This is a genomic window from Bacteriovorax sp. PP10 (assembly GCF_035013165.1).
Classification (GTDB): Bacteria; Bdellovibrionota; Bacteriovoracia; order Bacteriovoracales; family Bacteriovoracaceae; genus Bacteriovorax; species Bacteriovorax antarcticus.
Genome location: NZ_JAYGJQ010000001.1, coordinates 1924724 through 1942415, shown reverse-complemented (window position 1 = coordinate 1942415; position 17692 = coordinate 1924724). Strand labels below are relative to the sequence as shown.

The following is a 17692-nucleotide window of genomic DNA, read 5'->3' as shown; positions in this document are numbered from 1 at the left end:
TTTTACTAGAGGTGACACGGACATGGAAAACGAAAAAACAGGCACACCTAAGCCTTGGTCTAAGGAAGAGGCAGACAGTGTTTATCATATCAGCCGTTGGGGCGATGGGTATTTTGATATCAACGATGCAGGACACCTTTGTGTTCTTCCACACCGTGAAGAAAACGGTCCACGTATTGATATCGCCGAAGTTTTAGAAGAAATGAAAGCGCAGAACATTCCTCTGCCAATCGTTATTCGTTTCCACGATATTTTAAGATCACACGTAAAAGTTATCAATGAAACTTTTAGAGATGTTATTCGTGAAGCAGGATACAACGGCCAGTACAAAGGCGTTTATCCAATTAAAGTTAACCAGATGAGAGAAGTTGTTGAAGAAATTGTAGACGCTGGGGCGCCTTACGATTTCGGATTAGAAGCTGGATCAAAACCAGAACTACTTTCTGTTTTAGCTTACAATGAAAATTTAAATGCACTAACAATTCTTAACGGATACAAAGACGAAGAATACCTTCGCCTTGCTCTTCTTGGAAATAAACTGGGAAGAAAAGCGATCGTCGTTATTGAAAAGTTCTCAGAGCTATATACACTTCTAAAACTTTCTCGTGAAATGAACGTTGAGCCTATCATCGGTCTTCGTGCGAAGATGGTTGTTAAAGGTTCTGGAAAATGGGCAGACTCAGGTGGAGAAAAGGCAAAATTCGGTTTAACGATTGCTGAGATCTTAACTTGCGTTCAAATCCTAAAAGACGAAGGTTACATCAACTCACTTAAGCTTCTTCATTTCCATATTGGTTCTCAGGTAACTGACATCAGAACCGTTAAAGAAGTTATCCGCGAAGGTGGAAGAATTTTCGCGAAGCTGGTTCAAATCGGTGCTCCTCTTGAGTACTTCGATGTTGGTGGTGGTCTTGGTGTTGACTATGACGGTTCACAATCGACAAGTGATTCATCAATGAACTACAAGCTAGCTGACTACGCTTCTGACATTGTTTATATTTTAAAAGAAATCTGTGATGCTGAAAAAGTACCACACCCAAATATCGTATCAGAGTCAGGTCGCGCGATTACTGCACGCCACTCATGCGTGATTACAAATGTTGTCGATAAAATCGAAACATCATTCACGAATTATAAAACTGACGTTGTTGCTGGTGACCACAGCTTAGTGGCCAACATGAGAGACCTTCTTGATACTATCAATGAAGAAAACGCTCAGGAAGTTTATAACGATGCTCTGGACTTTAAGCGTGAGACAATCAACGCTTTCAGACTTGGTATCTTGACGTTAGAAGAGCGCGCTCGCATTGAGACACTTTTCTGGAAGATCACAAAAAAGATTTCAGCACTACTTCCTACAATGGAATTCATTCCTGAGAATCTTTACGACATCGACGAAGGGATTGCTCCTCAGTACCTTTGTAACTTCTCTATCTTTCAATCTGCGCCGGATTTATGGGCCATTGGACAACTTCTTCCAATCGTTCCGATCACACGCTTAAATGAAAAACCAGAAGTTTTAGGAACACTTGTAGATATTACTTGTGACTCTGACGGAAAGATCAACAAGTTCATCGATATCAATGAAACAAGAAATCTTCTTCCTCTTCACGAGCTAAGACCCGATGAAGAATATCATATTGGATTATTCCTAACGGGTGCTTACCAGGACGTAATGGGAGATCTTCACAATTTATTTGGACGCTTAAATGAAGTCCACGTTTTCTGTGATGATGAGGATCCAACAGATTTCTACATTGAAGAAGTTATTAAAGGATCATCTTCTGAATCAGTACTGGCAGCTATGCAGTACAACCCGGAAGCTATGGCCTACACAATGAAGAAGAACATCGACCGCCAAATCGCTTCGGGGAAAATCAACCCACGTGAAGGTGTTAGATTAGTAGACTTCTATGAGAGCTGCTTAAAATCTTATACATACTTGAAGTAAATAAACGAGAATGACAGGGGTAATTATGAAACGCGGACCTATTTCGGAATTTATTGTAAAAAACTACAAACACTTTAACTCGGCTTCACTAGTTGATGCTGCTGTTGGATGGGAAACTCACTTAAACAACGGTGGGAAGATGTTCGTAACTCTTGCTGGAGCAATGTCTACAGCAGAACTAGGAATCTCTCTTGCTGAAATGATCAGAAACGACAAAGTTCATGCAATCTGCTGTACAGGTGCAAACCTTGAAGAAGATATCTATAACCTTGTAGCTCACGATCACTACCACCGCATTCCAGACTGGCGTGCACTTACAGCTGACGATGAGATGGCACTTCTTGAAAAGGGTTTAAACCGTGTAACAGACACGTGTATCCCTGAACACGAAGCGATGAGAAAGATCGAAGCTCTAATTAACAAAGAATGGCAAAAAGCTGATGCTGCTGGTGAGTCTCACCCACCACACTACTACTTCTGGGAAGTTTTAAGATCAGGTGCTCTGAAATCAGAATACCAAATCGATCCAAAAAACTCTTGGATGTTGGCTGCTATGGAAAAAAATCTTCCAATCTACACACCAGGTTGGGAAGATTCGACTAACGGAAACATGTACACAGCTGCATGTATGGACGGAAGAATTAAAAACGTTCACACAATGAACTCTGGTATCCAGACAATGATGAGACTTGCTGACTGGTATACAGAAGTTTCTAAAAACTCATCAATTGGATTCTTCCAAATTGGTGGTGGTATCGCTGGTGACTTTCCTATTTGTGTTGTTCCAATGCTTGAACAAGATCTTGAGAGAGACACTCCACTATGGGGATACTTCTGCCAGATCTCTGACTCAACAACGAGCTACGGTGGGTACTCTGGAGCGGTTCCAAATGAAAAAATCACTTGGGGAAAACTTGATAAATCTACTCCAAAATTCATCATTGAATCAGATGCTACGATTGTAGCACCGCTAGTTTTTGCCTACGTACTTGGCCAGTAATTAAAAAACCTCAATACTTACGAGTGAACGAAAAATTCTTCACTTTCACTCGTAAGTTTTTTTCATAATCCGCCGATAACTTTTTATCTCTGCCAGCTTTTTGGGCCAGGGATTAAAGCAAAGAGGCTTCTTATGAAAAAAAATACCCTTGTATTAATGACTGTATCTTTAACTGTGCTGGCATCATGCTCAAGCCCGGAAAGTTACCAGACTAAGATGTCCCGCTATACTCCCAAACAATACGGTGTAAACCAGGTTCCAGAGATCACAACTTCTGGGTTTCAATTCACAACGCAAAAAGGATCTCGCCTTCCAGCGAGTGCTGATAAAGGTGTAAGTGTTGAATCAGTTCAAAGTGATGAAGCGACTCTTTCAAACAAGAAGCTTTATTTCTTAACTCTATTTGGACAATACGAAAGTATGAATAAGTACGCTTCTGAGTTTGATGCTCCGAAAGTTTCAATTTGCCCGCACTTCCACAATTCACTAATAGAGCACAACGATAGAAGACCGGCAGGATTCTCGTCTCGCGTCTCTGCGAAAAGCACGAAAAAGTTTGTCTATGATTCAACAAAACTCAACGATGCTGAGTATGTTTCAAATCACCCTGAACTCTCTCTTCCTCTAGCGAAAAATGAAGTCACTCCGAAGGTGATTGATATCTTCCGCTCTGAAGGATCTAAACTTAATGATTCAAAAATGAATGAACTGGTTCACACTGCTTTAGATATTCACTTATCTAAAACATATGCTGAAATCAGAGAGCTATGTGAATACGGTGTGAGTGATAACTACTACATCTATGAAAATATGATCACGCATATTAAGAATTCAAACTTTCCTCCAGCTGAAAAAAATATGAACACACTTCTTAAAACGACAGTGTTTTCAAATATTGCGCTGGTAACTGCAGTGGAAAAAATCCAACCACAAATCACTCGATCAATTGCTTCAGTTGAAAAAAAGAAAGATGTATCTGCGCCGTACTCTAATGAGTTGATGACAAGACTGAACGTAGAGTGGGCCCGTGAATACTTTGACCACCTACGTTCAGCGAAGTAGACCGAAAAAAAGATCCTGCGGATCTTTTTTACTTCTTTCGAAGAAGTAAAACCAAACTCTACTTTAAATAGAGTTCGGTCTACATGTTACCTAAAAATAAAAAGACGATTTCTAGAAGACAGAACCGCTAGCGCATCTGGTGTACTCATCATGTCCCCAAAGACTGCTGAGTACGCGTGACCTAAACTAAACGTCTCCACCACTTCCAATGATTTCTGATCCAATAATTTAATCTCACCCGCTGTTGTTGATACAGCAAAGTAAGTCTTATAAGGAACGATTGAAGTGATAGTCCCCTTAGAGATTTTAATAGTCTTAAGTGGGTTTAAATTTTTATCAGTTAAAACGATCTCTCCATTTGGAGTTCCGAAAATTAACTGGTCATCACGAAGAACCGGAGCTCTTGATGTCGCAAAGTCTGACGTTCTTAAAATCTTCCCAGAATTTGGATCGATTAAACTTAAGTGTCCACCAGCTGGAGAGATGTAAACTCTGTCAGCGTAAATGAAAGCAGCGTTATCAACGTCGACAAACTTTGTCGCTGTCGTAAGTTTTGTTTCATAAAGAAGCACACCTTCATCAACTGAAAGGGCCGCAAAAGTTCCGTCAGCAAAACCAACAAGAACTTTATCTTTGTAAACTACTGGAGTCGAAGCTCTCTGAAGTGTCGTTAAGTATGGAACTGAACGCTTATATCCCCAGATGATTTTTCCCGTTTCAACATCCAGACAGAAAACCTGGTGGTTTCTTAGTTGGAAGAAAATGCGACCGTTATAAACAACACCTTTTGTTTCAACTGAAGCTCCCAGGTCAACTGAGTACTTAATTGTTCCAAGGATGCCATGGCGAGAAATTACTCGGCCTTGAACTGTTCCGTAGATAACCTGATCTTTGTAAGCGATCGCTCCTGCATGGTAAGCAGAACCGTCGAACTCACTCCAGATCACTCTCCCATTTTCTAATTCGTAAGCTTGCATGTAACCAGTGTTATGGCCGGCGTAGACAATCCCCTCGTTGATTAACGGAGACTGAAGGCCAATAGGAAGATTCCCACTGTCATACACAGGGTCAAGGTTCTTAATCCATGATGGAGTAAGTTTCGCCTTTTCTGCCACATCAGCTTTCGGAGCGTATTGCTTCATTGTCGAGCACGATGAAAGTGCAACAACAAAAAGTAGAACTAAAGGCAGGGTATATTTTTTCATTTATAGTATCCAAATAAAAGGAGCAACAAGGAATCAATTACATCTTAGCTAAATAAAGCTGAGCAATTTTTACGAATTCAACTTCATCTTTTGCTTTTTCTACAACGTGAGTGAAACTAGCTTTTGCTTTTTCTTTGTTCCCAGCTTTTAAGTAAAGGCGTCCAAGATCAAGGTAAGTTTTCCCTTCGAAAATTTTCACTGATTGAGAAGTCATTTTTTCCAGCGTTTCGATTGCTAGTTTATCTTCTCCAAGGTCTTCATACACAACGGCCTGACGGCTTAGGATGAAGTATTTTGAGTAAGGATCACTTGCAATAGTTTCACCGATAGCTAGAAGTGATCTTGCTTCTGTGTAGTGTGAGTTTGCCACTAGAGCGTCACTCGCTTTGATAACTACAGGTAGTAGTCCTAAATACTCACCCATTTGCATATGTAGGTTTCCAACACCATCTTCAAGCGTTTTTGCCGCTTTTGGGTCAGTTGGGTTAGCGATATAGTCTTTTAGAGTAGTCGACTCAAATGCAAAGATCTTTGAGTTGTATTCTGCTTTTGATTTGTCCGCAAATGTCTTAAATAGTCCGAAACCAACTACAAGTGCTACAACCACACCAAAAATCGTGTAAATTGCTGCTTTATTCTTAGCAATTGAGCCTTGAATCTTGTTTTCGTTAATCAATTCGTGGTTAGCAGAAGTCGTCGTTGTACTATTCATTTAATACCCAGGTTTAAGTTTGTGTTTTTTTTTAACAAAGTTATTGTAAAAAGCCTTTGTTAAGTTGTCAAAAATAGAGAGCTTAGTTAGAATAAATAAATATATAAATGATCATCTAACAAGATGCACATCTGACATTGATTAGGTAGAAAGGATTGTACCGATGCAAAAACTGAAAATGCCCATGATGGGCCGCGCTCTACTAGCATTATGCTTGCTGTTTTTTGTTCCAGGAGCTCACGCGTTAGAAAAAACTAACCGCTTGGGTGTCGGGATGACAAACCAACTCAAAAACAATTTCCCTGCACTATCGTTCAAAATGCAAAAGAGTCGCTCATTTGCTTACGGTGGAATGGCCGGACTTTCAACATCTGACAAAGATGGTGGATACGGCGTAGGAATCAAGCTTTACCGCAATATCTTCGATGAACCACAATTAAATTTCTATATGTCTGGAGCTGGTGCTCTTATTCAAAACAAAATCGACGGAAAAAGCTATTCAGGTTTCCAATTCGATTTAAGTTTCGGAAGTGAATTCCATTTTACAGGTTTAAACTCACTGGGCTTTAGTATTGAGTTCGGTGTTTCAGCTAACAAGAAAAAAGATTTTGTTTTTGAAACAATTGGAAATAATTTTCTCGTAGCAGGGATCCACTTTTACCTATGAAAAAAATTATCACCACACTTTTATTCATCCTCCTTGCCGCAACAACCGTTAACGTTCACGCGCAAGAAGCTTCCAACGATATTTTTTCGGCGGATGATGATGACTTAAATGTTGGTGGAGATATCTTTACTGATTTTAACGAAGATGTAGAAAGCGCAAAACTCGTTGAAGACGAACGCTTCTATCGCTATGGAAGATTCTTTTCATTCAACCTTTCACTTGGTCTAACAACATTTGACGGGAACCGCGGTCTTGCTTACGAAAACCTGCCTCCTACTTATGGTTTATCATTCACATTCTTCAAAGACTTCCAATCTGCTTATGGACTTGGATTAGAATTTTCAAAACACTCAATGTTTTTAAAAGATGCCGTTCTAGCGTTCCCTGATAAAACAAGTGCCAAGTGTGCTCCTAATGGATGCCCTCCTGGTCTGGTTGAAGTCAGCATGCTTAGAGTGTTCTTTGCTTATAGGTATTATATCGACACGGCCAACCTTGGAACGGCCATCACTTACTCTAACCCTTACCTGATTGCACGTATGGAATACTGGTATACGTCTAACAAATACGTCGATCAAAAAGAAGTTCCCAATGATAAAGGTGGCGGTCTTGGTGCTGGAGCTGGTTTCGGACTTGAATTCCCTATTGAGCTTAAAGAGTCTTATATCGGTTTAGAATTTTTATTCCACTCAGTGGCCTTCTTCGATAAAAATACAACGAAGTATTCTCCTTTAGTCCCTGGCCGATACGGTTTTGAAAACCTGAGCGGGAATGCTTACAGTACAATGTTAAGTTACGTTTTCAACTGGTAGCTCTACCAACTTTATTCGCTTCAATCGTAATAATTTTTTTAATTTTTTCTAAGAATAAGTCCTCGGTAAAAGGCTTAATCAGAAATGTTTTAATCCCATTAGACGTGTTAATGGTTAAGATCTCCATATCCATCGTCCCCGACATGGCGACAACGCTATTCACAGAATTAAAAGGGTTCCCTCTGAATTCATCCAGCATCTCATAACCATTTTTCTTAGGCATTTTCATATCGAGTAAAATAAGATCGAATTTTTGATTGCGGATTTTCTGAGCAGCACTCATTCCGTCGTGAACGGTTACAATGCTCTTAATTGAATCAATCTTTGAAAGATAGAACTTCATGACTTCACAAAGCTCAAGGTCGTCATCGACCATTAAAACATTATAGAGACCGAATTTATTAAGTAACTCGAGCATTTCAAAACTCCCACTGACAAAAGTCCTTTAGTCTATTCTTCCATAGCTCATAAAAATTACATAAAAAATATTGAATGGTCATAATTGCCTAACAATGACAGTGCTCACGAAACATTCTTTTCCTCCTCCAAAGTGAGTATGCCCCCAATCTTTCCTCTGAAGAGGGCCTCATTAAATGGCTTTACTAAAAACGATCTCACACCGTGATAAGCAGCAATGGTTAAAATATCTGTACTCAGCGTCCCGGATATAGCGAGAACCTTAGAAATGCTATTGAACTGATTCTCCCTAAACTCCTCCAGCACTTCATAGCCATTTTTTCTCGGTAGCTTCATATCAAGTAAGATCAGATCAAAGCTCTGATTGCGCAGCTTCTGAGTGGCACTCATGCCGTCATGAACAGTGAGAATACTTCTAATCGTGTCAATCCTTCTCAGGTAAAATTTCATGACATCACAAATCTCTAAATTATCGTCGACCATTAAGACATCGTACTTTCCATGAATATTAACTTTTTCCATAGAACTCCCCATCATCATGCATTTGCGACTTTTAATGATTATTTCACAGGTGTAAAAAACGCCTCTAAAAGTTGTGGGAAAATTTATAATTGATTAAAAATGCTAGAGGATAAATAGAAGATGATTAGAAGTTTACTGCCCCAAAAAAATGGGTGCAACAAATTAGAGACAAAAAAAAGGCCTGCTTTAAGCAGGCCCTATTAAAATCTATGTCACTTCTTTCATTCGTTTCCCTAAACGCTTCTGCAGATCTTCCCCTGTTCTAAAAATAAGGTGGATCGGAGTGTTGTCCAGAGTGAATTCCTTTCTAAGACCATTCTTTAAAAAGTTCTTATAGTTATCAGGAATATCTTTTGAAAGGTTGGTAAAGAATAAGAATGTCGGTGGGCTCGACTTTAACATCGAAGCGTACTTCACTTTTAATCTCTTCCCTGCTTTCTTAATTAGTGCCGGGTTACTCTCAACAAGTTGGTAAACATAACGGTTCAGTTTACCTGTACCAATGTTTCTGTTTCTGATTAACACAGTTTTCTTAATTGATTCTTTTAAGCGCCAGATGTGCTTATTGTACTTCGCTGACACTGGGATTAAATCACAGTGAGCAAGCCATGGAACAGTTAATCTAAGATCGGAAATCCATTCTTTTTTAGCTGCTTCATCAACAAGCTTATCTTTTAAAAGATCAACTTTGTTTAAACACACAATACAAGACTTCCCTTTATCAAGAGCGATATCTAAAAGACGTCTATCCTGGTGAGAGATACCAACAGTTGCGTCGATCATGAAAATGATAATATCACTTTCAGTAATACAACGAAGTGAGCGGTAAACTGATTGTTGTTCAATAAAGCCTTCAACTGCTTTTTGGCGTCTAATACCAGCTGTATCTACAATGTGCATTGAGCGCCACTGAGATCCTTCTTCTTTAGCTTCTTTTGCAAGTTGAGCTTCAGCTGCTAGTAACTCTTGTGAGTAACCATCAGTCATAACATCTTCAGAGTCTTCAAGATCGAAGTCAGTACTATCTTCAACAGCAAAAACTGTATCGTATAACTCGTCTTCCGTTTTCTTTACTTCGTCATCTGATAAAGCTGAATCGAAATCGATTTCGCTTTCATCAAATTCTGCTTCGAACTCTTCGTCTAAATCACCTTCAACAGTTTCGTCGTATAAAGGAGTTTCATCACTTAAGTAGTTTTCTTCATCATAGATTGGAGTTCCTTTCGTTCCCTCTTCTTCTAAGTTGTAACTTTTTGCAAGTGACTCATAAACTTCCGCGTTGTTCGCTCTGAATTCTTCGTACTGTTGGAACAGTAGATTGTCAGTTTTAGCGAAGATAACATCTTCTTCAAGAAGGCTTGCTTCTTTACCAAAGAATACGTCGAAGAATCCTTCGATCGGGTCAACAGTTGTTCCGGCGATATCACTAACAAGAGCACGCTCTGAACCTAATAAAAGGTTAAGCATTGTCGACTTACCAGCGTTAGGAGCCCCAATTAGGGCTAAACGTGCAGCAACTTTCTCTCTTGGTGTTACACCTTTTTGCAGTTGAGACATTTCATCTTTTTCTTTTTCTTCAAAAGCAATAACCTTCTTATGAATAGCTTGCTTTAAATCAAGAAGACCAAGACCGTGCTCAGCTGAAATTTTGAATAATTGCTCTTCGCCAATTCCTAATTGATAAAACTCCAGCTCTTCGCCTTCTTGTTTATCAGTGTCGTACTTGTTAACTAAAACCCAAAACTCTTTTCTTTGTGTACGAATGTAATCAGCAATGGCCTGGTCGAAAGGTAAAACACCTTCACGAGAGTCCACTACGAATAGAATTAAATCCGATTCTTTAATAGCGATGCGGGCCTGTTCAGTCATGATGTTAAAAAACTTATTCATGACCTGATCGTATTTCTTTGGAACGTTTTCTTCGATCTTCGTTGGATAAAATCCACCTGTATCTACTAAAATAGTTTCCACTGAACGGGTATGAGCAAGCTCTTCAAACGTCGCGATACCATAGTGGCGGTCGCGGGTTACCCCTGGTTTATCATGAGTGATTGCTTTGTGAGCTTTCCTCATAAGTCTGTTAAAAATTGAACTCTTCCCGACGTTAGGTCTTCCAATTAAGGAAACAACCATCGTGCGGTGGTATTGTTGTGATGACATTATTTCTTTCTCCATACGCGGTTAGAATCTTTCGCGCGTGGTAGACCTATTTCTTCTAGTACGAAGTTGTTAGTAAACCATTTTGGCGAAACTTTTACGTGAAGGTTAAGGTGAACCGGTCCACCAGTCATAACCTCGATTTTCTTTCTTGATCTGATACCAATTTCTTTAATCATTGAACCACTTGATCCGATAACGATCGCTCTTTGAGAAGGACGGTTAACTAAGATCGAAGCAGAGATATGTGATTCAATTTCACTTGGATTGTTTTTTCCTTTCGATTCCTTGTACTCGTCGATGATAACAGCGACTTCGTAAGGAACTTCATCTTTTAATAGTTCGAAAGCTTGCTCACGGATGTATTCAGTAACAAAGAATCTTTGGTTCTTGTTTGAAACATCTCCATCTGGATACAAATGCGGCCCTGGAGCAGCTTTATCACATAGAGCACCTGTTAAACTGTGAATGTTAACCCCTTCTTTCGAAGAAATTAAAAACCATTTTTCAAGGTTAGGGAAAACTGTTTTACCTTTTTCGAAAACTTCAGCTAGTGGAAGCTTTTCAGAGTCTTCGATTTTATCAGCTTTAGTAAATAGAACCCAAGTTGGTCCTAGTTCTTGTTGGATGTTTTCTTTGAAGTCTGTGAACTGGCCTAAAATATCTTTTGAGATATCGATTAGAAGAAAGTTAAGGTCTGCGCCTTCTGTTCCTTCACGTGCCTGTTCATTTAAGCGCTTGTTAAATTCCTGGCTTGATTTATGTAAACCCGGTGTGTCTACTAAAACAACTTCTGTACGGTCTACTGTGAATACACAGTGAAATTTATTTCTTGTTGTTTGTGGCTTGCTCGTTACAACTGTCAGGTCTGTTCCTAGTAAACAGTTGATCAGTGAACTCTTACCTACGTTTGGTGCCCCTAATACTGCGACCATGATGGCCTTATTATGCGGGTGTTGATCTTCTAGTAACATTCTCGTCTCCTTTCTTGTTTATACTACTTAAATTCTTAGTAGAGTTTTTCGTCGATTATCTTTTTCGCTAATAGCTTTTCAATTTTCTTTTTCGAAGGGCCCGTCATTTCGGCCAGCTTCTTTTGTCCCAGCCAAATCTCAACAGTGAAGCCACCATTGTTAGGTAATTCAATTGATCTATAAGTCGGGAATAAACCATGGCTGGCCATCGTTAATTCCTGCAGTTTTGATTTAGTATCAAAAACCTCAAGCTGATCCATTGAATAGAAGTCTTTTGTATGCTTTTTTTCGAATAAAATCACAATGTGTGTAAAAGTTCTCTCTAAAACTTCCACTTGATTTCCGCAATCAAAGTAGATTGCAGCGAATAGCGCCTCAAAGGTATCTGCCAGGATAGAGTCTTTATCATTTCCCGCGGACTTAAGCTCGCCTTTTCCCAGAAAAATATATGGCCCTAAACTAATAGTGCGTGCCAGGGTTGCTAGCTTTTCTTCGTTTACAAGGGCCCCACGAAGTTTTGAGAGGTCCCCTTCGTTGTTGCTGAGGTATTTATGGAACAGGTTTTTACCAACGATAAAGTTGATTAATGAATCACCTAAAAATTCCAGGCGCTCATTTGATTGAAGATTAGGATCTTTCATTTCGTAACAAAAAGTTGATTGCATTAAAGCTAGAATCAAATTTTTCTTATCTTGGAATTTATAATTGATGTTTTGTTCAAGAGTTTCAAAATTAATTTCGCTAGAAATAATATGATACAGCTCGTTTTGATCGAATTTTTTGAGTGACGCTTCAGTATAAAGTGCATTCAGCCACGCTTGTGTATCAGAAAAATGGACGGCGCCATCTGCCTGATTTGCTGAATTAAAGGTCGTCTCTTGCACTGGGAAGCTCACTATATTTGAATGTTTTTATCTCAGTGCGTTTTTTATCACTTCTCTCGTGCGTTATCAAGAATCTCTTTTTTGGGTTGTTAATATTTATAAGCTTTGATACTATGCCCCCCTAACACTTTGAAATTAGTCTTCACACACACACACTTTCTAGAGAGACGATTTAATTATGAGTACAAACACAACATTTGACCCCGCTATCGGCGTTGACCAGAGCGCTCCTCTGATCACAAGCACGCCTGGCCCTGAATTATTCGAGCTACAACAAGAATTTTACAGAAACCTGAGAACTCAGGGAAAAAGCCAAAACACGCTTAAGAACTACAAAACTGACTTAGATTGTTTTAACTTTTACCTGAATACAGAATACGCTTCTGTAGCAGTTAAGAATTTTGATCAGTCTTTAGTTACTAACTACGGAAAGTATCTTGAAAATAAATACTCTTCGGACAACTCAAGAAGAAGACGCGTTCAAGCGCTTAGAATTTTCTTCGACTTCCTTTTAAACAAATCTTTAGTGACGTCAAACCCAGTGAGAAAACTACCTACTTCGCCGAAGTTTTTAGACATCCCACGCCCGACTCCATTTATCGATGTTAAAACTCTTTGGACTTATTTAGTTGAAGAGTCTCACTCGCAAGATAAAATTCAGGAGCTACTAAGCAAAAGAAATAAAATTCTTTTCCTTCTTATCTTCGGAGCTGGTTTAAAAGTTTCTGATTTATCAGAGCTAAAAGCGACTGACATCACAATCATCAATGGTGAAGCACGCGTGCTAATCCACCATCCCAAAAGAGATGCCTACACTGTAACTCTTCCGAAGATTTTCGAAAAAGTTTACAATGACTACCAGGTCATCCTTGATGAGATGAAAACAAAATCTCAAATTCAATTTGATAATCTTCTATTCTATGCAAACCCATACAGAATTATTTCTGGAGGTCTTTCGCCTAGAGGAATTGAAATCATATTCGAAGACTATAGAAACAAGTTAATGATTACATTAACTCCGAAGTCACTTCGCCAAGCTTGTATCTTTAAATGGATTCAGCAAGAAAAAGGGTCTTCTTTAATTAAAGAATGGTTGGGACTAGCTCCATCATACGACCTGAAACTTTATATTGAGCATGCTCCGAATTTTCTTTATAACGAAGACATTCTGGAAGACATCTACAATAACTATAGAAAGCACTAATTTTAAAGGCCCTCGAAAGAGGGCCTTTTTGTTTCTAAATTAATTACAACAACAATTGTCCGATTAATCCTCTCAGTCTTCCTGCTCTTCTCATAAAAATCTCCAAAAAACCGATAAGCTCTTATGAAAACAATACTGTATTTTCTATTACTTTCTCTTTTCATCTCTTGCTCAACTGCACCTGTCGATTCGACAGTTCAAGAGCGATCCCTCGCCTCAATTGATAAAAGTTGTCTCGAGATTACAAAAGAGTTGATGGACCAAAAGGCCTACGTCGATACCAACTTAAAATTTTCAGAAAAGTATCCAAACTTCGAAGCTATTTTAAAAGATCCGAAAGATTACTTTGAAAGAATCAAGGCCAGATTTATTGCTCAAAAAGCATTAACTCCCAATGACCCTTACCGATTTGATTTCAGTGAATATGGAATGCCCGTTATAAAAGAATTGAGAAATCAGCTGGATATTAAAGAAGGAGAATTCATTGCAAATATTGATCGCTTAAAATTGGCAGACGAAAATAGTATGGCCCCTGAATGGTTTAAAGCAAAATTCCCTCAATTATTTGCCAAGAAAAAACTTCTCGAAGACCAGGAACTTGGTCTGAAATACCTCGAAGAAGTTAAAGTTGAATTAGATTCTTATCTTCAAAATCAAGCAATCGACTACCGTGCTCTTCAGGAAATTAGTTTCTTCTATTCACGAATGGCCGGGATGTTTGATGAAAAGAAATTAAATATCAGAGACCGCATTATGCTGGCGATTGACCGCCACTTACAAGGTTACAATAAACTTACGGTTGAAGAAGAGTACTCACTCTATAAAGAACGAAACTTTAAAGTCTTCCATAAACATAGTCCTGTTGAAGGCTTTATCAGTGCAGAACCCGTATTTGAGAAAGCTTTTGCCGACGAGGATGAGTTTAAAATCTTATCCCTACCGACACCAGATCATCTTGGCCCGGATATTTTCATGAGGCTTCTTGCCCATGATATTTATATCAATGGTATCTCCCTTAACCCTGCTGCGGCAGATGGATTTGTCAGACCATCGGGTGACTTCTGGCTCCATGATTTAAGACACTCTTCGGCCATCTATGAAGAACGCTTGCAATATATGGCCAAATACGATCTTTCAGAAGGGCAGTACGCACAACTTCAAAAAAGAATGGACCGCTGGAAAATAGAGTTAGATGCTGAACGAAAAAAAATCGATAATAAAGAATTGAAATACGCGATTGGATTTTTTATGTTCAATTTCCATCACGATCGTGGAATTCCGATGGTGCCCTCTTCTTATTTAAGAAAAAAAGTCGATTACGTTCCTTATCTTTTGTATGCAATGCTAAAGGTAAGTAAACAACCAACCGGTTTTAAAAGGCCACATAAGACATTAACTGAGGCCTATAGTTGGCTGCAAGACTTCTGGTTAAAAAGACTCAATGAAGAAATGGAAATCGTAAAAAACGCTGAGCCCTACCATGACCTTTAAAATTGGAATCATTGGTGCGGGTGCCGTTGGATGTTTCGTCGGTGGATATTTGCTGAAATCCAATCCTGATGTTTTCTTTTTAGGACGTGCTCGTCTCGGTGAGAAAATAAAAGCTTCAGGGCTTACAGTGACGTCACTTGAAAACCACTCCATTCATCACGAAGCTAAAAAAATAAACTGGGTAGAATCGCCTGCAGAGCTTCCTGTGCTTGATCTGGTTATTATCACGACGAAATCTCATGACACTCTGTCGGCCATCAATGAAATAAAATCTAAGATCACAAAAGAGACGGTGATCCTTAGTTTGCAAAATGGATTAAGCAACGCGAAGGTTTTAAAAGCGGCCTTACCTGCTAATAAAATTGTGAGTGGCATGGTTCTTTGTAATATTATTCAAATTGATAAAGGTTCACATTTTAAACAAACTTCAAGCGGTCATGTTTATCTCAGTGAAAATGTAGCAGGAATTGAAGGTCTACAAGCTGAAGTCGTAGAGAACATTCTTGAGATTCAATACGGGAAACTGATTAAAAATTTGAATAATGCCATCAATGCACTTTCCAATGTCCCTCTTATTGAACAACTCAGAAATAAAAAAGAGCGCCAACTACTTTCTAAAGTTATCAAAGAGGCCTTATTTGTTTTGGATAAGAATTCAATCAAAATTAAAAACAGCTCTCCTCTGCCAATAGGGGCCTTCCCTTTCATATTAAATTTACCAGACGCCATTTATAACATTGTGGCAAAAGCAGAGCTTAAAATCGACCCACAAGCACGTTTATCAATGTGGCAGGATCTAGAGCTTAAGAGAAAAACAGAGATTGAATTTTTGAATGGAGAAATTACAACGCTTGCAAAAAGCAGTGGTATCTCAGCTTATTGGAATGAAAAAATTGTGAATTTAATTAAGCTGGCAGAGTCTGGCCAGCTTGAGCTTGCAAGATCTAAGTATCAAGATCTTTTAAACGATAACTAATCAACGATAAATTTTTCACCACTAGCGCGAGTCGGTCTGATCTCTTCTGGTTTATCGTAAACCGGGTAACCTAAATCTTTATCAAGATGCCATCTATCAAACATCAGTTCATGTTTTTCAATACGGTAGAAATCTAATTCTTTATCAACGTTATCTAATCTGAAAGCTAGTTCACGTTGAAGCTTAATCTCATCGTTCTTATTTGTTAAAAGTTCATCAAGAGCTCGCAACTTTTCTTTTTCCATCTCCGCAATACGACGATCAAAATCTGCGGCCATCATGACTTTTCTTTCTTCAAAGTTCCAGATGCCGTTGTTGATATCGTTTAACTGAGTCATGAAATCTTTTTTCTTATTTAATAAACTTGCTCTGTAAACTGAAGCTTCGCGAACACGTTGGCCCAGTTTTTCAGAATGCATTAACAATACTGTTCCACGACGGAAGTATTCTTCTTTCGGGAAACATGGGAAAAGATCTTTCGCGTACATAACAAAGTAATCGGGCTCCAGGCTTCGAACGTAGCCCTGGCAGTACTCACCTTCTTTATTATTTTGAATTTTAAATTCGACTAAATCCCCTGCACGGAAAAACTTTGTGTTTTTATTTTCGCTGGAGATTTTTACAATTGAAGAAGTTGCATCTCTATCTGTGACACGCCCTGAGAATGTATCGTAGTCGAACTTAATATCGTAGAAAGAGTCAGCATCAATCTTAAGTGTTGTTCTCGGAACATTGTTTTTGGCGTCTGAACGCACCGTCAAACTATTAAGAGCGCGCGACTCTTTGGACTCAATAGCATTTGATGAGTTGATCGTGAGCACTAATAAAGAAAGCAAAATTGACTTCATACTCCTAGTATAGCGCACTTTTTTTTCTCTCCCAGTGGGAAAAACTTGATGAACCAAACCCCTAGCAGTACTCTCATTGCATATATTTTTATGGAGGATTTATGGAATTTTTTCTAGATACAGGTGTAATTGCAGAAATTAAGGAAGCAGTTTCGTTGGGTATTATTGATGGAGTGACAACTAACCCATCTTTAATTGCTAAAACGGGACGCAAACAAGAAGACGTTATCAAAGAAATCTCAGAAATCATCGACGGGCCGATTTCTGCTGAAGTTATAGCAACCGACGTAGATGGTATGATTAAAGAAGGTGAAGAGCTTTCTAAAATCCATAAAAACGTGGTTATCAAGCTTCCATTAACAGAAGCTGGAATCGCTGCTTGTAAGCACTTTTCTGCAAAAGGTATTAAGACAAACGTGACTCTTTGCTTTTCAATGAATCAGGCCCTATTGGCCGCAAAAGTGGGAGCGACTTATATCTCTCCATTTATCGGAAGACTGGATGACATCGGTCAAAACGGATTAGACCTGATCACTGAAATCCGCCAAATGTACGACATCTACGGATTCCAAACAAAGATCCTGGCAGCAAGTATCCGTAACGTGACTCACGTTAGAGAAGTAGCTCTAATTGGGGCGGACGTAGGGACAATGCCACTTTCTGTTATCAAATCCCTGTATAAACATCCTTTGACTACAGCTGGTTTAGAGACGTTTTTAGCTGACCATAAAAAGGCCAACACTAAGTAATTTCATCATAGGGCAAAAGTTAGGCCTAAGCTTTAACTTTTGCCCTCATTTTCTTCCACTG

General features: G+C 39.0%; 17 protein-coding genes. 9 read left to right on the top strand and 8 right to left on the bottom strand.

What is annotated here, in order from left to right; genetic code table 11:
• Nucleotides 1-22: 22 nt before the first annotated feature.
• The 3 genes from speA (at nt 23) to SHI21_RS09535 (ending at nt 4013) form a co-directional block, all read left to right on the top strand.
• Nucleotides 23-1951 carry a biosynthetic arginine decarboxylase gene (speA, locus tag SHI21_RS09545; RefSeq protein ID WP_323576142.1) on the top strand — a complete coding sequence of 643 codons (1929 nt, stop codon included), beginning with the start codon at nt 23-25 and terminating at the stop codon, nt 1949-1951.
• A 25-nt stretch (nt 1952-1976) separates the two neighbouring features.
• Nucleotides 1977-2951, top strand: a complete 975-nt coding sequence (locus SHI21_RS09540; protein WP_323576141.1) for a deoxyhypusine synthase family protein — start codon at nt 1977-1979, stop codon at nt 2949-2951.
• A gap of 132 nt (nt 2952-3083) precedes the next feature.
• Nucleotides 3084-4013: a hypothetical protein gene (locus SHI21_RS09535; protein ID WP_323576140.1), complete on the top strand. Its 930-nt coding sequence runs from the start codon at nt 3084-3086 to the stop codon at nt 4011-4013.
• An 86-nt stretch (nt 4014-4099) separates the two neighbouring features.
• On the opposite strand, the gene SHI21_RS09530 is transcribed toward SHI21_RS09535, so the two are convergent.
• Nucleotides 4100-5218, bottom strand: a complete 1119-nt coding sequence (locus SHI21_RS09530; RefSeq protein WP_323576139.1) for an outer membrane protein assembly factor BamB family protein — start codon at nt 5216-5218, stop codon at nt 4100-4102.
• A gap of 37 nt (nt 5219-5255) precedes the next feature.
• A complete protein-coding gene (locus tag SHI21_RS09525) occupies nt 5256-5930 on the bottom strand; it encodes a tetratricopeptide repeat protein (RefSeq protein ID WP_323576138.1) in 675 nt (224 codons plus the stop codon).
• 163 nt (nt 5931-6093) lie between these two features.
• Here SHI21_RS09525 and SHI21_RS09520 point away from each other — a divergent pair, with 163 nt between their 5' ends.
• Together SHI21_RS09520 and SHI21_RS09515 are read left to right on the top strand one after the other, a co-directional pair.
• Nucleotides 6094-6597: a hypothetical protein gene (locus SHI21_RS09520; RefSeq protein ID WP_323576137.1), complete on the top strand. Its 504-nt coding sequence runs from the start codon at nt 6094-6096 to the stop codon at nt 6595-6597.
• Nucleotides 6594-7409 (top strand): hypothetical protein, encoded by an 816-nt coding sequence (locus SHI21_RS09515; RefSeq protein ID WP_323576136.1) that lies wholly within the window; start codon nt 6594-6596, stop codon nt 7407-7409. The genes SHI21_RS09520 and SHI21_RS09515 overlap by 4 nt, the downstream gene beginning before the upstream one ends.
• On the opposite strand, the gene SHI21_RS09510 is transcribed toward SHI21_RS09515, so the two are convergent.
• The 5 genes from SHI21_RS09510 to rnc all read right to left on the bottom strand — a co-directional run bounded on the left by SHI21_RS09510 (nt 7399) and on the right by rnc (nt 12375).
• Entirely contained in the window at nt 7399-7827 is a 429-nt protein-coding gene (locus SHI21_RS09510) for a response regulator (protein ID WP_323576135.1), read from the bottom strand. The two genes, SHI21_RS09515 and SHI21_RS09510, sit on opposite strands and share 11 nt — an antisense overlap.
• A 104-nt stretch (nt 7828-7931) precedes the next feature.
• Complete coding sequence (locus SHI21_RS09505) at nt 7932-8348, bottom strand: response regulator (protein WP_323576134.1); 417 nt, start codon at nt 8346-8348, stop codon at nt 7932-7934.
• Between the two features lie 207 nt (nt 8349-8555).
• Nucleotides 8556-10508 (bottom strand): ribosome biogenesis GTPase Der, encoded by a 1953-nt coding sequence (locus tag SHI21_RS09500; RefSeq protein WP_323576133.1) that lies wholly within the window; start codon nt 10506-10508, stop codon nt 8556-8558.
• Nucleotides 10508-11479: a GTPase Era gene (gene era, locus SHI21_RS09495; protein ID WP_323576131.1), complete on the bottom strand. Its 972-nt coding sequence runs from the start codon at nt 11477-11479 to the stop codon at nt 10508-10510. Before era ends, SHI21_RS09500 begins: the two co-directional genes overlap by 1 nt.
• Nucleotides 11480-11514: 35 nt before the next feature.
• Nucleotides 11515-12375 carry a ribonuclease III gene (rnc, locus tag SHI21_RS09490; RefSeq protein ID WP_323576130.1) on the bottom strand — a complete coding sequence of 287 codons (861 nt, stop codon included), beginning with the start codon at nt 12373-12375 and terminating at the stop codon, nt 11515-11517.
• Between the two features lie 166 nt (nt 12376-12541).
• Between rnc and SHI21_RS09485 the strand changes: the two genes are divergently transcribed.
• From SHI21_RS09485 to SHI21_RS09475, 3 genes are all read left to right on the top strand, one after another.
• Nucleotides 12542-13567 carry a tyrosine-type recombinase/integrase gene (locus tag SHI21_RS09485; protein ID WP_323576129.1) on the top strand — a complete coding sequence of 342 codons (1026 nt, stop codon included), beginning with the start codon at nt 12542-12544 and terminating at the stop codon, nt 13565-13567.
• Between the two features lie 123 nt (nt 13568-13690).
• Complete coding sequence (locus SHI21_RS09480) at nt 13691-15058, top strand: hypothetical protein (RefSeq protein ID WP_323576128.1); 1368 nt, start codon at nt 13691-13693, stop codon at nt 15056-15058.
• Complete coding sequence (locus tag SHI21_RS09475) at nt 15048-16034, top strand: 2-dehydropantoate 2-reductase (RefSeq protein ID WP_323576127.1); 987 nt, start codon at nt 15048-15050, stop codon at nt 16032-16034. The genes SHI21_RS09480 and SHI21_RS09475 overlap by 11 nt, the downstream gene beginning before the upstream one ends.
• Here the strand turns inward: SHI21_RS09475 and SHI21_RS09470 are convergent.
• Nucleotides 16031-16882 (bottom strand): hypothetical protein, encoded by an 852-nt coding sequence (locus SHI21_RS09470; RefSeq protein WP_323576126.1) that lies wholly within the window; start codon nt 16880-16882, stop codon nt 16031-16033. The two genes, SHI21_RS09475 and SHI21_RS09470, sit on opposite strands and share 4 nt — an antisense overlap.
• A gap of 101 nt (nt 16883-16983) precedes the next feature.
• On the opposite strand from SHI21_RS09470, the gene fsa reads away from it, so the two are divergent.
• The gene (gene fsa / locus SHI21_RS09465; protein ID WP_323576125.1) at nt 16984-17631 is read left to right on the top strand and encodes a fructose-6-phosphate aldolase; all 648 of its coding nucleotides are present in this window, start codon (nt 16984-16986) and stop codon (nt 17629-17631) included.
• Nucleotides 17632-17692: the final 61 nt, after the last annotated feature.